Below are 14,005 nucleotides of genomic sequence, written 5' to 3'. Positions count from 1 at the left end.
TAATAACAATCAATATATTTTCTCGGAGCCAAATTTAAACATTTGGCTCTGATTAAATTTGAAACCAAAAGCATATCCTGAAACAAAATAACCACACAAGAAATGCAGCAAATTTTTAATTTCATTATAAGAAACAGTAATCGATTGCTGTTTTTGCTGCTTTTAGGTATTTCGTTGGCACTCACAGTTCAGTCTCATTCTTACCACAGAAGCAAAATAATCAGTTCGGCCAATTTTCTAAGCGGAGGTGTTTATGAAAGAATCAATCGCGTAAATGAATATTTGAATTTAAGAACTGAAAATGACGAACTTGTACTTGAAAACGCAAGATTAAAAAGTCTATTATTCAACAAACAAGACACCACAAAACTACCTTTGGCAGACAGTGTAAAAGGAGTTAAACCTGCGGATATTATTGTTTCAAAAGTAATTCACAACTCCTATAACACACATGAAAATTTCATCACGCTTAACTCAGGGGCAAACGATGGCGTTAAACCAGATATGGGGGTAATCAATAGCTTAGGAATTATTGGTATTATTGATGACACATCACCAAGATATGCGACTGTCGTAAGTATTTTGAATACAAAATCTCAAATCAATGCCAAGATTAAAAAGTCAAATCATTTTGGATCATTGACCTGGGACGGTAAAAGCACCGGATTTGCACAGTTAAAAGATGTTCCGAGATTAGCTTCCATCAGAAAAGGTGACACCATCGTAACCGGAGGACAATCGGTAATTTTCCCTGAAGGAATCAACATTGGAACGGTTGACAAGATCTATATTGAGAAAAACACAAGTTACTACGTTATAAATGTTAAACTGTTTAACGATATGACCAACTTGGGACACGTATACATCATCAAGAGCAAGGACAGAGAAGAACTTATTAATTTAGAAAACAAGGAGAAAAATGAATAGCGCTTTGTTACTCAATATTTTTCGATTTATTATGTTACTAGCAATTCAGGTTGTTATTTTCAATAATATGAATTTTTTAGGGTACATAAGTCCCTTCCCATATATCTTGTACATTATTTTGTATCCGGTAAACAGCAACCGAACAGGTTTGATTGTTTCGAGTTTTTTACTTGGAATTATCATGGATATGTTTTGTAATTCGGGAGGAATTCATGCAGCAGCCTGTCTTGTACTGGCTTATTACAGGCCTTATATTTTTAAATTCTCGTTTGGACTTAGTTATGAATATCAAACTATTAAACTGAATGATTCCTTAACTCCCGAACGATTTTCATTTATTTTAGTTTCTGTTGTATTACACCACATCGTGTTATTTATTCTCGAAGCTTTTCAGTTCAAATTTATTCTGGATGTTTTGCTCCGAACTTTATTTAGTTCGATCTTTACCATAATCACCTCAATTATCATAATTTACCTTATTAAGCCTAATAAACGATGAGAAAAGTTTTGCTGCCCTCTTTAATTATTATTGCAGCATCCTTGCTAGTGATCAGGATCTTTTATTTGCAGATTATCGATGATTCGTTTAAGTTAAAATCCGAAAATAATGCCATAAAGAAAAAGTATGACTATCCGGAAAGAGGTTATATTTATGATCGACATGGAAAATTATTGGTTGCCAATCAGGCTTCTTATGACATCATGGTGATTCCGAGAGAAATCAAAGAAGACCTTAATATTCCTGAATTCTGTGCTTTATTAAACATTACCAGAGAAGAGTACGATAAAAGAATTGCTAAGGCCAAGGTATACAGTCCAAGACTGCCTTCAGTATTTTTAGCACAGCTGAACAAAAATGAATTCGCCGCTTTTCAGGAAAAAATTCGAAAATATGAAGGCTTTTATTTTCAAAAGCGTTCTCTTCGTGACTATGAAGTAGATTACGGTGCCAACATCTTTGGCTTTATCACACAGGTAAACGAACGACAAATTGCCAAAAACCCTTACTACAATAGTGGAGATTTAATTGGAAAGCAAGGTGTTGAAGAAAGCTACGAAGACATCCTTAGAGGTATTAAAGGTGTAAAATACATTCAGAAAGACAAATACAATAGAGAAATTGGCTCTTACAAAGAGGGTAGATACGATACTATCGCCGTAGCGGGAGAAGACATCAACTTAACAATTGATGCCGAGCTTCAAAAATACGGAGAAGAGTTAATGATCAATAAAAGAGGAGGAATTGTCGCTATCGAACCTAAAAGTGGGGAGATTTTGGCATTAGTAACCGCTCCTTCTTATGATCCCGGAATTTTAGTTGGAAGACAACGATCTAAAAATTACACCCTTTTATATCACGATTCGATTGCAAAACCATTATACGATAGAGGCCTTTTAGCAGAGTACCCTCCCGGTTCTCCGTTTAAAATTCTTACCGGTCTGGTTGCTTTACAGGAAGGTGTTATCAACGAGCAGACCACTTTTATGTGCCACCATGGTTTTAGCTATGGTAGAGGTCGTTTTATGAAATGCCACGGTTTTGGCCCTCATCAATTACACAATGGGATTTACAATTCCTGTAATACCTATTTTGCACAATCTTACATGCTAACCATTAACAAGTATAACAATCCTGCTAAGGCAGTAGATGTATGGAGCGATCACATTAAAAGTTTCGGCTTGGGACAATTTATGGGCTATGACCTTCCAACAGGTAAGAGAGGAAATATCCCAACATCAAAAACATATAAAAGAATTTATCCTAACGGAGGCTGGAGAAGTACAACCATCGTATCAAATGCTATTGGTCAGGGAGAAGTTTTAATGACTCCAATCCAACTAGCCAATATGATGGCAACTGTCGCCAATCAGGGATACTATTATACCCCTCACATCATTAAAAAGATCGAAGGAAAGAAAATTGATGCAAAATTCACCACTAAACATGTTACCACAATTGACCAAAAATATTTCCCGCCAGTCATAAGCGGTTTGTTTGATGTGTATAACAAAGGAACAGCTTACGCCCTTAGGGTAGAAGGCATTGATATTTGTGGAAAAACAGGTACTGCAGAAAATTTTGCAAAAATTAACGGCAAAAGAACACAGCTTAAAGATCACTCTATATTTGTGGCTTTTGCACCAAAGGATAATCCAAAAATTGCAATTGCAATTATGATTGAAAATGGAGGGTTCGGAGCAACAGTTGCGGGGCCGATTGCCAGTTTAATGATCGAAAAATATCTGAGACATAAAATCACCAGGACCGATTTAGAAACAAGGGTTTTAAACAAAAGCTTAGCCAGCGAATATGCAAAACTGGGCGGTATGAACGAAGCCAGTGCCATTGAATCTACACCAAAAGATTCTACTTTAAAAGCTAAAATTGTTCCCGTTAAACCGGTGACACCTAAAGCAGAAGTTAAAAAAACAGTATCAGACACCACTAAAAAGAACTAACAAAGATTATTTCAAATGAAAAATCAAAGTGTAAAAAATAACATTGACTGGATAAGCGTTTTTATCTACATTTCGTTGGTGATATTAGGGTGGCTGAACATCTATTCTTCCTCTTTATTATCAACCGAAGGAACTTACCAAAAGCAACTAATCTTTATCGGATGCACTATTCCTCTGATTTTTGTGGTGCTTTTTGTAGATGGAAAGTTCTACGAGAAATATGCGACTATTATTTTTGGCGTTTCACTGCTGTCCTTAGCCGGTTTATTCCTATTCGGAAAAACTATTGCCGGGCAAAGATGTTGGTACGCTATTGGCAGCTTCACTTTGCAGCCGTCTGAGTTTGCCAAAGCAGCCACTTCATTGGCATTGGCCAAATATTTAAGTGACACACAAATCAACCTAAAAGACACTAACAGGCAGCTTCAGGCTTTGGCTATTGTATTTTCACCTGTATTATTAATTTTACCTCAACCCGATCCGGGAAGTGCTTTAATTTATAGTATTTTCATTATTGTTTTGTATAGAGAAGGGCTACCATCCTGGTACGTATGGACTGGATTCATTACCATTCTATTATTTGTATTAACACTCGTTCTGGAACCTTATGTAGTTATTTTAATTGCCTTAGGAGTTTTAACGATCATACATTTCAAAGGCAGGGTGGTTGATAGAAATATTATCTTAAGCGGTATTCTTTTGGCTGTTATGTCTGCTTTTGTTTTCTCTGTAGATTATGTTTTCGATAATGTTTTTAAACAGCACCACCGTGACCGTTTTAATATCTTATTAGGAAAAAGTGTTGACATGAAAGGTATTGGATACAACACTAATCAATCTGAAATTGCTATTGGATCCGGGGGATGGATTGGAAAAGGTTTCCTTGAAGGAACTCAAACCAAAGGAGGATTCGTTCCTGAACAACACACCGATTACATCTTCACAACCGTTGGTGAAGAATGGGGTTTTGCAGGATCTCTAGTGGTAATCTTGCTTTTTGCCGGTTTATTTCTGAGAGTTATTTATCTGGCTGAAAGACAAAAAACAAAATTCAGCAGGGTATACGGGTATTGTGTTGCCGGAATTTTGTTTATACACTTCTTTGTTAACATTGCCATGGTTATTGGAATTTTCCCAACAATTGGGGTTCCTTTGCCTTTCTTTTCTTATGGAGGTTCCGGACTCTGGGGATTCACAATTTTACTGTTTATCTTCTTAAAAATGGATGCCAATAAGGTAAATGAATGGTAGTTTTCTTAAAGGTGCTAAGCTTCTGAGGTGCTAAGATGCTAAGTTTTTTTAGTTCATAGGCTCAATGATTTCTGGAGTTGATATTTAAGTAGCATTTCATTTCTCACATCTTATTACGACTCGCATTTTACATTTCACAAAAGAAAAACATATAACATAAAAAAGCCCGAAACTTAATTGCTTCGGACTTTTTTATAGATTTTATTTGAATTATATCTTTTCGCTTGGTCTCTTTTTAAAGAGTTTTATCAATACAGGGAATGTAGATATGATTACAATTATAATAATGATGTATTCGATGTGATGTTTTAAATCTATTCCTTCTTTCAAAAACACTCCATACAGGTAGTGTCCAGCGAAGATCAGTATAAACGACCATAAGAAAGAACTTAGAACATTAAAGAACATAAATTTCTTTTTATCCATAGAAACTATTCCTGCCACAATAGGCGCGAATGTTCTGAAAATTGGAAGAAAACGTGCGTAGATAATTGCTTTTCCACCGTATTTCTCAAAGAAGTCTTTTGATTGCAATAAATATTTTTTCTTGAACCAAAAAGAGTCTTCTTTTTTAAACAAATAATAACCGCTTTTGGCACCAAACCAATATCCGGTCATATTTCCTAAAACTCCCATTATAGCAACCAGAGTCGAAAGTATAAATACATTAAGAAAATCTGTTGGTATATCAACAACATTCTGCATTAAGTCACGACTGTAAATACCTGCTAAGAAAAGTAAACTGTCTCCCGGGAGAAAAAATCCTGCAAAAAGTCCTGTTTCAGCAAAAACTATAAAGAGAACAATAAATAAACCAATTTGAACCCCTCCAATGCTTAATGTTATATAAAATTCAGGGTTGATTAATTGAGTCCAATCAAAATTATTCATAAATGCGCTTGGTTATATTTATAAGGTGGTGAAATTAACAATAATTTGCTTCAACCACAATTAAAAGCCATATTTTAAAGATAAATTAACTATTAAAAGCCCGGATACAAACCCGGGCTCTTTTGTTTTTTATTCTCTTACATATTTACAGCAGGAATGTAGATTATCATAATCAGCATCCGTAGCTTTAACCTCTTTAGTATCATGTCCTACCTTAGCGATAACGGCATTTAAATCTGCCGTAGATGATTTTTCTTCGTTCAAAATCACCGCAAGCTGATGCGTGTTAATATCCCAAACCGCCGATTTTACACCCGGAACACTAAAAGCTGCTTTTTCAATACGCTTTTTGCATTGCTCACAAGTACCGTTTACCTCAGTTGTATACTTTAAATTTTTATTCTTTTTAGTTTGAGCCTGAGCTGAAAATCCTAAAAAAGTTATTAGTGCAATTAAAATTATTCTGTTCATCTTGTTTATTATTTAATGTTATTTTTTTTATGTTATATGTGAAATGTAAAATGTGAGATGTTTTTATGTGAGATGTTTCTATGTGAGATGTAAGATGATTGAATAAAACCTTCCCGTTCCCACTCCCTCGCTTCACATTTTACACTTCACATTTTACCTCTATTTTATCTTAAAACGCAATCCCGCGTAATACATCTGTCCAAAAATAGGAGCATACGCAACAGAAGCATCAAAATTAGGACCAAATGGATCTGAAGCTCCTAAAATGGCTTTTTGCTGTTTGTAATTTCCGATATTCTCCCCTCCTACATATACTTCAAAAACAGAAGAAAAAATTCGCGTTACCTGAACATTCATCACCGCGTACGAAGGCGAAAAATCAGGGAATTGATCCGCAACAGGATTTGACGCTGTATAAGGCAATTGTTGTTTTCCTGACCAGTTAAAAGTATAATCAAATTTCCATTGCTTACCATCATTGACTTGGGTTTCGTATTCCAAATTCCCCAGAAAACGATGCTTCGCCTGTAAAGGTCGCTGAAAAGTTCCTCGCAGATAATCCGTTTGAATGTCGTAATACTTGTAAGCTGTTCTTAAATTCAGATTATGAATCAATTCGAAATTAAACTCTGCCTGAAAGCTATTGGCAAACGAACTTCCTTTTAAATTATAAAACAAAACATCCTGCGGACTCTGCATCAAATCAACAACGGCCTGATTTTGAAAATCGGTACGATAGAAATCAAATCCTACTTCTGCGTTTTTATTAAAAAGACGGAATTTCTGAGAAAAACTCACTCCATAATTCCATGCGATTTCCGGATTCAATCCATAAATTTTCCCACCTTGATCTAAAATTGAAAACGTTCTGGAACTCGCAAAAAGCTGTTGATTTTCGGCAAAAATATTAGCGGAACGTTTCCCTCTTCCTGCCGAAACACGAAGCACTCCATTTTTCCATGGATTGTATCTCATGTGCAGACGCGGCGTAACAAAAACACCCAATCGATTGTGATTGTCTACCCTACCTCCTAAAATCAAACTAAAATTATCGGTATTATCATAAGTGTATTCGAAAAATGCTCCCACAGAATTATCGATTCGACTGTAATCGTTTGCGTTTACAAACTCCTGATACTGATCATAAGCAAAATTTAAACCCGTAGAGAACTTATGCTTTGTATTGTTAATAATCGAATTGAAAATTAAATTTGAATAATAACTATTTTGTCTGATATCATAAAGATTCAGACCAAAGTAAGAGTTTTGATTATGGGTATTAAAAGCATTCTGAAAACCGATACTTTGATACGGCATATCTTTAAAGACATATCCAATTTTTGTAGAAACATCAAAACGTTCTGTGTTGATTTCTGAACCCCAGTGATTTTTTGTTCCGCGATCTGCATCCTTATCAAAATCAAGTTCTCCGGTCTGTTTTTTATCATTCATATACCTGAAATTGATAAAACTTACTAAACCGCTATCAGGATTGTAATATTGGTAACGGTTCAAAACATTAATCTGTTTTCCCAACGGATTATCCAAAAAACCGTCGTCGTTCATATCGTTCTTTGCTACACGCGCATTCCCATGAACAAACAAACTTGTCGCCCATTTATCCGACAGTTTTCTATTAAAATGGGTATTCAGCTCAAAACGGGCATCTGTAGAGCCATAAGCATTTAAGAAAAACGGAATGTCGTTTAATGGTTTTAAAAGTTCCGTATTAATCTGTCCGGAAATGCTCTCATAACCATTGATAACACTCCCCGCTCCTTTTGTAATCTGAACACTTTCGATCCATGTTCCCGGGGTAAACGATAATCCGTAAGCTTGTGAAGCTCCGCGTACAGAAGGAAGATTCTCTTCGGTGATTAATAAATAAGGGCTTGTTAAGCCAAGCATCTTAATTTGTTTGGTTCCGGTTAAAGCATCCGAAAAATTCACATCAATCGAAGGATTTGTTTCGAAACTCTCGGCCAGGTTACAGCAGGCTGCTTTTAATAACTCCTTGCTGGTGATAACAGTAGTATTGGAGGTAAGCGTATAGGATTTTTTTATTCCTTTTTGCTTTTTTGTGATTTTTACTTCCTGCAGATCTTCTTGCGAAAACGCGGACACGGATAGCAAAAATACCACAAAAAGCAGTATACTTTTTTGCATAAAAAAATGATTTAATGTTAAATAGAAGGCTGTTTCTATAAAATCTCTTCAAAAGGAGAAATAAACAAACAGCATAGCGCAAGCCAAAATGGCCTGGATCTAAACATTAAAATCAGGAATAAAAAATATACTGGTGATACAACTTAAATAAAGGAGGCGCATTGGCATCAGAATAATACGAAATAACCTGATTGCTTTTGAAATTTGCAATTCCAAGGAAAGCAATCGGTTGATATTCCTGAACTGCCATAGGAAAGGCAAACTGAAAGAAGAAAAACTTTAAAGTAGCATCATCTGATTTCTTTTCAAAATGAACTACTTTGTCTTTACAGCAAGATGATTTTTTTTCAGAGGTTCCGCAACAATTCTTTTCCGGAGCTGCTGCTGTTGTATTCAATGAAACCGAAGCAATCTCTCCGCCACAATAGTGCACATCAAAAGCAAACCCAATATTGGAGACCAATAACAGGAAGGCCAAAAATAATCCGGTACACTTTTTTAGTTTCATACTGCAAAATTATTTAAAAGACTCCAGAAAAGACTGAATAAAGTATTATTTTTTTAAATTTTGCTGCTGATAATAGAATGCAGGAATAAATAACAACACAAATATGGGCTGAATGATGAACCTTCGCACATAAAAAAGAAGCCAGTTTCCTTCTGCAAAACATTCAAGAACGACAAAAAACATCCCCAAAAGTATCACCGCAAAAAACACATACAGAAACAAGCTAAACTGAAGCATATCCCGATCCTGAAACAAAACATAGATTAATGCCAAAGATAAAATAGTGTTCAGTACATAACGGAGTAACAAATTCAGAAAAAGAGTAAAAGTTTTCACCTCGGGAAAAGGCAAATTTTTAAAATCACCGTCAAAATAATCCAAAAACGGATCATAGAACAGCTGATTTTCAAAAGCTCTGATAACTGCAAAACACAATACAATCGCAACCGCGATTATTAATTTGGACTTATGTTCGAGGATTCTACTTAGCATACTTCGAAAATTTGTTTACCCAAATAATCCACAAAAGAAAAACGAAACCATAAATAATCAAAGGAAACAAAGTTCCATGCAAGAAATGATCCTGTTCCGGAAAACGAAACAATAAAACAACCAATATTGCAATTCTCGCTACATTTAAAACATAAATAGAGAAGATTCCAAATACTATAAACAACAAAGTGGCTCTGAACTTTCCGGAAAAAGCAAGTACAAAAGCAACAAACAAAATCATAACGCTTACCGCATTACAGCCTTCAACAATCCGAACGGAATAGTGCTTATTGTACCAAACCTCCATCCAGGAATCAGTAAGGCTTTTATGAATCTTGATATCACAATTAAAACCCTGCATCAATTGTTCGACATTTCGCCCTACAGTGTTGGTTATTCCATCGATTTCATTTGGCCCAAAACCGTTTAGATAAAACTTATATAGCAAGGTAAGTCCAATATAGGCTGCAAAAAAAGTGCCTATAAAAATAAGGAAGGGTTTAAACTGTACGAGATATTTTTTCAACGAAATTTTTTTTCAAATTTATGTATTTTTTGAGTTTAGCTTTAAATACTTTTGTATAAAATCTTAACATCATGACATTTCAAGAATTACAACCAAAAATAAGCACTATTGTTTCTGACACCGTACTAGTTAGAGACGAAAAATTATTAGCAATCTGCCAGTTATTAAACGAGAATATCGAATACTATAATTGGGTTGGTTTTTATTTTGCTAATCACGAGAACAAAACCTTACACTTAGGCCCGTATGTTGGAGCTGAAACTGATCACACGGTTATTCCTTTCGGGAAAGGAATCTGCGGTCAGGTAGCCGAAAGTAATGCCAATTTTGTAGTGCCGGATGTTGCGGCGCAGGACAATTATATTGCCTGCAGCTTTACGGTAAAATCTGAAATTGTTGTTCCGTTATTTGTTGATGGAGTAAATATTGGTCAGATTGATATCGACAGTCATGTTATAGATCCGTTTACAGAAGCTGACGAACGATTTTTAGAATTCGTAAATCAGGAAGTTGCCAAACTGTACTAAAAATAATACATTCGCGTAATTTTCTTTTTATTAAATTCCATGAAACTAATTTTACGCGTTTTCTTTTTCTTTATAATTTCAGCAAAATTATTTGCCCAAGCCCCTGCGTCGGCTAATAAGTTAATTTATCTCGACTCTTTGTGGACACCTGGTACTCCTGAAAATTATAAGTATACACGTCTTATTGAAGACTATTATTCTGAAAAGAAATCCTATGTCTACAAAGACCATTATAAATCCGGGGCAATAAAGTATATTGCAAATACTACAAACAAAGACGTCATTATAAATGAAGGGCAAGCTGTCTCTTATTATGAAAATGGCAACAAAAAATCTTCCGTGTCTTACGTTAACTCAAAAAAAACAGGGAAAGAATTCAATTGGTATGAAAACGGAAACCTGAAATCGGAACTTGAGTATTCTGACTATAAAAAAGGAGAGGTTGATTTTAAAGTTAACAACTACTGGACTCCTAATAAGGAACAAACTGTAACTGCAGGAAATGGCAAAGTTGAAGACACTAGTTACGATATTGAGCAAAGCGGCACCATAAAAGACGGTTTTCCTGATGGTATATGGAAAGGTAAGAACCTAAAATCCAAATACATTTTTACAGAGCAGTATGAAAATGGCAAATTAATCTCCGGAAAGAGCATTGATTCTTTAAACATTGAACACCGTTACAAAATCATAAGTGAAAAACCTCTTCCGAAAAACGGTATTGATTCATTTTACAGATATTTTAGCAGCAAAATGGTTATCCCCGTGGATATAAGAAACAAAGTGTCCGGAAAAATATACATGACTTTTATAGTAGATGAAACGGGAAATCTGGTAGATCCAAAAGTAATAAAAGGTGTTGGTTATGGATTGGATGAAAATGCAATTCAGATAATTAAAGAAGCTAAAAAATGGAATCCGGGCTTAATTAGAGGGATACCTGCAAGGATTCTATACAAACTCCCCATTACAATTGTAAAAAACGGACGATAAAATTCGTTTTTCCAAAAAAAAGTTCTAATTTTGCACCCGTCTTACAAAAGTTGTATGACATACATAAAAATCATTAAACAATATTGGAATGTATTTAACTAAAGAAAAGAAAGAAGAGATTTTCGCACAACACGGTGGTGCAACAAACACTGGAAGCGCAGAAGGTCAGATTGCATTGTTCACTTACAGAATTTCACACTTAACTGAACACTTGAAAAAAAATCGTCACGATTACAACACTGAGCGTTCACTTGTACTATTAGTAGGTAAGAGAAGAGCTTTGTTGGACTACTTGAAAAAGAAAGAGATCAACAGATATCGTGAGATTATCAAAGTATTGAATATCAGAAAATAATCAATATAGAAAAGAGGTGCGAGAGTGCCTCTTTTTGTTTTTACATTACAAGCATTTTATAAGAAAAAAAGTTTGGTTTTTCATTGGGTTTTAGAACAATAACTACACACAACAACAACTACAACACAACTAAAACCCATTGTATAATCAAAAAGGAAAAATTATGATTCCACAATTATTTGTAGAAAAAATCGATTTAGGTGATGGCAGAAGCATCACAATCGAGACAGGACGTTTAGCCAAACAAGCAGACGGTTCTGTAGTAGTAAGAATGGGCGATACGATGATTCTTGCAACAGCAGTTTCAGCTCGCACTTCAAACCCGGGCGTTGATTTTTTACCTTTAACGGTAGATTATCGCGAAAAATTTGCAGCAGCAGGTCGTTTTCCAGGTGGTTTCTTTAAAAGAGAAGCTCGTCCAAGTGATAGCGAAGTATTGACAATGAGATTAGTTGACCGTGTTCTACGTCCGCTTTTCCCAGACGATTACCATGCTGAAACTCAGGTTATGATTCAATTAATGTCTCATGACGAAGAGGTTATGCCGGACGCTTTAGCTGGTTTAGCGGCATCTGCAGCATTAGCTGTTTCAGATATCCCTTTTTATAACTTAATTTCTGAAGTACGTGTTGCACGTATCGACGGAAAATTAGTGATCAATCCAAGCAGAGAAGAATTAGAAAAATCAGACATCGATATGATGATTGGAGCTTCTATGGATTCTGTGGCAATGGTTGAAGGTGAGATGAAAGAAATTTCAGAAGCCGAAATGATCGAAGCCATTAAATTTGCTCACGAAGCTATTAAAGTTCAAATTCAGGCACAATACCGTTTACAGGAAGCTTTTGGTAAAAAAGAAATTCGTACTTACGAAGGTGAGAAAGAAAACGAAGAAATTTACAAAAAAGTAAAAGCTGCTGCATACGATAAAATTTATGCTATTGCAAAAGTTGGTTCCGCTAAACACGAAAGAGGAGCTGCATTTGCTGAAGTAAAAGAAGAAGTAAAAGCTTTATTTACTGAAGAAGAATTGGCTGCTGATGGTGATTTAGTTTCTAAATACTTTTACAAAACAAACAAAGAAGCTGTTCGTAATGTAGTTTTAGAATTAGGCGTTCGTTTAGACGGAAGAAAAACAACAGATATCAGACCAATCTGGTGTGAAACTGATTACTTACCAAGAGTTCACGGATCTTCATTGTTTACACGTGGAGAAACTCAGGCGTTGGCTACAGTAACTCTAGGAACTTCAAGAGAAGCTAACCAAATCGATTCTCCATCTGAACAAGGTGAAGAGAAATTCTACTTACACTATAACTTCCCTCCTTTCTCAACTGGTGAAGCAAAACCATTAAGAGGAACTTCAAGAAGAGAAGTTGGTCACGGTAACTTAGCTCAAAGAGCATTAAAAAATATGATTCCTGCTGATTGTCCTTACACAATTCGTATTGTTTCTGAGGTTTTAGAATCTAACGGTTCTTCTTCTATGGCAACAGTTTGTGCTGGAACAATGGCCTTGATGGATGCTGGAGTTCAAATGGTAAAACCAGTTTCTGGAATTGCTATGGGATTGATTACTGACGGTGAGAAATTTGCTGTATTGTCTGATATTTTAGGAGATGAAGATCACTTAGGAGACATGGACTTTAAAGTAACCGGAACTGCTGATGGTATTACTGCTTGTCAAATGGATATCAAAATTGACGGTTTACGTTACGACATTATGGAGCAGGCTTTAAGTCAGGCTCGTGATGGGCGTTTACATATCTTAGGTAAATTAACTGAAACTATTGCTGCACCAAGAGCTGACGTTAAAGCACATGCACCAAAAATCATTACCAGAACTATTCCTGGAAACTTTATTGGAGCATTAATCGGACCTGGTGGAAAAGTAATTCAGGAATTACAAAAAGCTACCGGAACTACTATTGTAATCAACGAAGTTGACGAACAAGGTGTAATCGAAATCCTAGGTACAGATCCTGCCGGAATTGAAGCGGTATTGGCAAAAATTAAGTCAATTACTTTCAAACCACAAATGGGAGAAGCTTACGAAGTAAAAGTAATTAAAATGTTAGATTTTGGAGCTGTGGTAGAATATACTGCTGCACCAGGAAATGAAGTTTTATTACACGTTTCTGAATTAGCATGGGAACGCACTGAAAACGTAACTGATGTTGTAAACATGGGTGACGTATTCCAAGTGAAATACTTAGGTGTTGATCCAAAAACTAAAAAAGAAAAAGTGTCAAGAAAAGCGCTTTTACAAAGACCTCCACGTGAGGAGAAAAAAGAGTAATCAGATCTTAGTTTACTAAAGGTTTATTCATAGAAAACCCCAATTCATGCATTTGAATTGGGGTTTTTCGTTTTTATGACATTTTCTAACTAAAATTTCCCTTGATTACTAGAAAAATCACAAAAAAACACGACAAACC

The 14,005-nt window shown here is 35.4% G+C and carries 14 protein-coding genes; 8 read left to right on the top strand and 6 right to left on the bottom strand.

Annotation, left to right across the window (positions count from 1 at the left end):
- Positions 1 to 102: 102 nt before the first annotated feature.
- Genes mreC through rodA form a run of 4 tightly spaced genes read left to right on the top strand, consistent with a single transcriptional unit; the run spans position 103 to position 4,638 of the window.
- Positions 103 to 927: a rod shape-determining protein MreC gene (mreC, locus tag M4I44_RS07130; RefSeq protein ID WP_017498380.1), complete on the top strand. Its 825-nt coding sequence runs from the start codon at positions 103 to 105 to the stop codon at positions 925 to 927.
- On the top strand, positions 920 to 1,426 hold the full coding sequence (locus tag M4I44_RS07125) for a hypothetical protein (protein WP_026110182.1): 507 nt from the start codon (positions 920 to 922) through the stop codon (positions 1,424 to 1,426). Before mreC ends, M4I44_RS07125 begins: the two co-directional genes overlap by 8 nt.
- On the top strand, positions 1,423 to 3,387 hold the full coding sequence (mrdA, locus tag M4I44_RS07120) for a penicillin-binding protein 2 (protein WP_017498382.1): 1,965 nt from the start codon (positions 1,423 to 1,425) through the stop codon (positions 3,385 to 3,387). Before M4I44_RS07125 ends, mrdA begins: the two co-directional genes overlap by 4 nt.
- Before the next feature lie 15 nt (positions 3,388 to 3,402).
- Positions 3,403 to 4,638, top strand: a complete 1,236-nt coding sequence (gene rodA, locus M4I44_RS07115) for a rod shape-determining protein RodA (protein WP_070905914.1) — start codon at positions 3,403 to 3,405, stop codon at positions 4,636 to 4,638.
- Between the two features lie 210 nt (positions 4,639 to 4,848).
- On the opposite strand, the gene M4I44_RS07110 is transcribed toward rodA, so the two are convergent.
- The 6 genes from M4I44_RS07110 to xrtF all read right to left on the bottom strand — a co-directional run bounded on the left by M4I44_RS07110 (position 4,849) and on the right by xrtF (position 9,692).
- On the bottom strand, positions 4,849 to 5,529 hold the full coding sequence (locus tag M4I44_RS07110) for a DedA family protein (RefSeq protein ID WP_017494825.1): 681 nt from the start codon (positions 5,527 to 5,529) through the stop codon (positions 4,849 to 4,851).
- Positions 5,530 to 5,658: 129 nt separating this feature from the next.
- Positions 5,659 to 6,000, bottom strand: a complete 342-nt coding sequence (locus M4I44_RS07105) for a heavy-metal-associated domain-containing protein (RefSeq protein ID WP_017494824.1) — start codon at positions 5,998 to 6,000, stop codon at positions 5,659 to 5,661.
- Positions 6,001 to 6,159: 159 nt separating this feature from the next.
- Positions 6,160 to 8,166, bottom strand: a complete 2,007-nt coding sequence (locus M4I44_RS07100; protein ID WP_249966908.1) for a TonB-dependent siderophore receptor — start codon at positions 8,164 to 8,166, stop codon at positions 6,160 to 6,162.
- Between the two features lie 112 nt (positions 8,167 to 8,278).
- On the bottom strand, positions 8,279 to 8,674 hold the full coding sequence (locus tag M4I44_RS07095) for a hypothetical protein (protein WP_229999629.1): 396 nt from the start codon (positions 8,672 to 8,674) through the stop codon (positions 8,279 to 8,281).
- 45 nt (positions 8,675 to 8,719) lie between these two features.
- Positions 8,720 to 9,166, bottom strand: a complete 447-nt coding sequence (locus tag M4I44_RS07090; protein WP_017494821.1) for an exosortase F system-associated protein — start codon at positions 9,164 to 9,166, stop codon at positions 8,720 to 8,722.
- Positions 9,156 to 9,692 carry an exosortase family protein XrtF gene (xrtF, locus tag M4I44_RS07085; RefSeq protein ID WP_017494820.1) on the bottom strand — a complete coding sequence of 179 codons (537 nt, stop codon included), beginning with the start codon at positions 9,690 to 9,692 and terminating at the stop codon, positions 9,156 to 9,158. Before xrtF ends, M4I44_RS07090 begins: the two co-directional genes overlap by 11 nt.
- A gap of 71 nt (positions 9,693 to 9,763) precedes the next feature.
- On the opposite strand from xrtF, the gene M4I44_RS07080 reads away from it, so the two are divergent.
- The 4 genes from M4I44_RS07080 (at position 9,764) to M4I44_RS07065 (ending at position 13,866) form a co-directional block, all read left to right on the top strand.
- Positions 9,764 to 10,219: a GAF domain-containing protein gene (locus M4I44_RS07080; protein ID WP_070905922.1), complete on the top strand. Its 456-nt coding sequence runs from the start codon at positions 9,764 to 9,766 to the stop codon at positions 10,217 to 10,219.
- A gap of 39 nt (positions 10,220 to 10,258) precedes the next feature.
- A complete protein-coding gene (locus M4I44_RS07075) occupies positions 10,259 to 11,212 on the top strand; it encodes an energy transducer TonB (RefSeq protein WP_249966907.1) in 954 nt (317 codons plus the stop codon).
- 88 nt (positions 11,213 to 11,300) lie between these two features.
- Positions 11,301 to 11,567: a 30S ribosomal protein S15 gene (rpsO, locus tag M4I44_RS07070; protein ID WP_007804772.1), complete on the top strand. Its 267-nt coding sequence runs from the start codon at positions 11,301 to 11,303 to the stop codon at positions 11,565 to 11,567.
- A 163-nt stretch (positions 11,568 to 11,730) separates the two neighbouring features.
- Positions 11,731 to 13,866 carry a polyribonucleotide nucleotidyltransferase gene (locus tag M4I44_RS07065; protein ID WP_249966906.1) on the top strand — a complete coding sequence of 712 codons (2,136 nt, stop codon included), beginning with the start codon at positions 11,731 to 11,733 and terminating at the stop codon, positions 13,864 to 13,866.
- Positions 13,867 to 14,005 lie beyond the last annotated feature (139 nt).

Source organism: Flavobacterium sp. B183 (genome assembly GCF_023539155.1).
In the GTDB taxonomy this organism is placed as follows: domain Bacteria; phylum Bacteroidota; class Bacteroidia; order Flavobacteriales; family Flavobacteriaceae; genus Flavobacterium; species Flavobacterium tructae.
Note: the sequence above shows the minus strand (reverse complement) of the source record. Positions and strands in the feature narration are given on the sequence as shown.

Coding starts and splice junctions, on each gene's coding strand:
- mreC (WP_017498380.1), top strand. CDS start 103: ATGCAGCAAATTTTTAATTTCATTATAAGAAACAGTAATCGATTGCTG.
- M4I44_RS07125 (WP_026110182.1), top strand. CDS start 920: ATGAATAGCGCTTTGTTACTCAATATTTTTCGATTTATTATGTTACTA.
- mrdA (WP_017498382.1), top strand. CDS start 1,423: ATGAGAAAAGTTTTGCTGCCCTCTTTAATTATTATTGCAGCATCCTTG.
- rodA (WP_070905914.1), top strand. CDS start 3,403: ATGAAAAATCAAAGTGTAAAAAATAACATTGACTGGATAAGCGTTTTT.
- M4I44_RS07110 (WP_017494825.1), bottom strand. CDS start 5,529: ATGAATAATTTTGATTGGACTCAATTAATCAACCCTGAATTTTATATA.
- M4I44_RS07105 (WP_017494824.1), bottom strand. CDS start 6,000: ATGAACAGAATAATTTTAATTGCACTAATAACTTTTTTAGGATTTTCA.
- M4I44_RS07100 (WP_249966908.1), bottom strand. CDS start 8,166: ATGCAAAAAAGTATACTGCTTTTTGTGGTATTTTTGCTATCCGTGTCC.
- M4I44_RS07095 (WP_229999629.1), bottom strand. CDS start 8,674: ATGAAACTAAAAAAGTGTACCGGATTATTTTTGGCCTTCCTGTTATTG.
- M4I44_RS07090 (WP_017494821.1), bottom strand. CDS start 9,166: ATGCTAAGTAGAATCCTCGAACATAAGTCCAAATTAATAATCGCGGTT.
- M4I44_RS07080 (WP_070905922.1), top strand. CDS start 9,764: ATGACATTTCAAGAATTACAACCAAAAATAAGCACTATTGTTTCTGAC.
- M4I44_RS07075 (WP_249966907.1), top strand. CDS start 10,259: ATGAAACTAATTTTACGCGTTTTCTTTTTCTTTATAATTTCAGCAAAA.
- rpsO (WP_007804772.1), top strand. CDS start 11,301: ATGTATTTAACTAAAGAAAAGAAAGAAGAGATTTTCGCACAACACGGT.
- M4I44_RS07065 (WP_249966906.1), top strand. CDS start 11,731: ATGATTCCACAATTATTTGTAGAAAAAATCGATTTAGGTGATGGCAGA.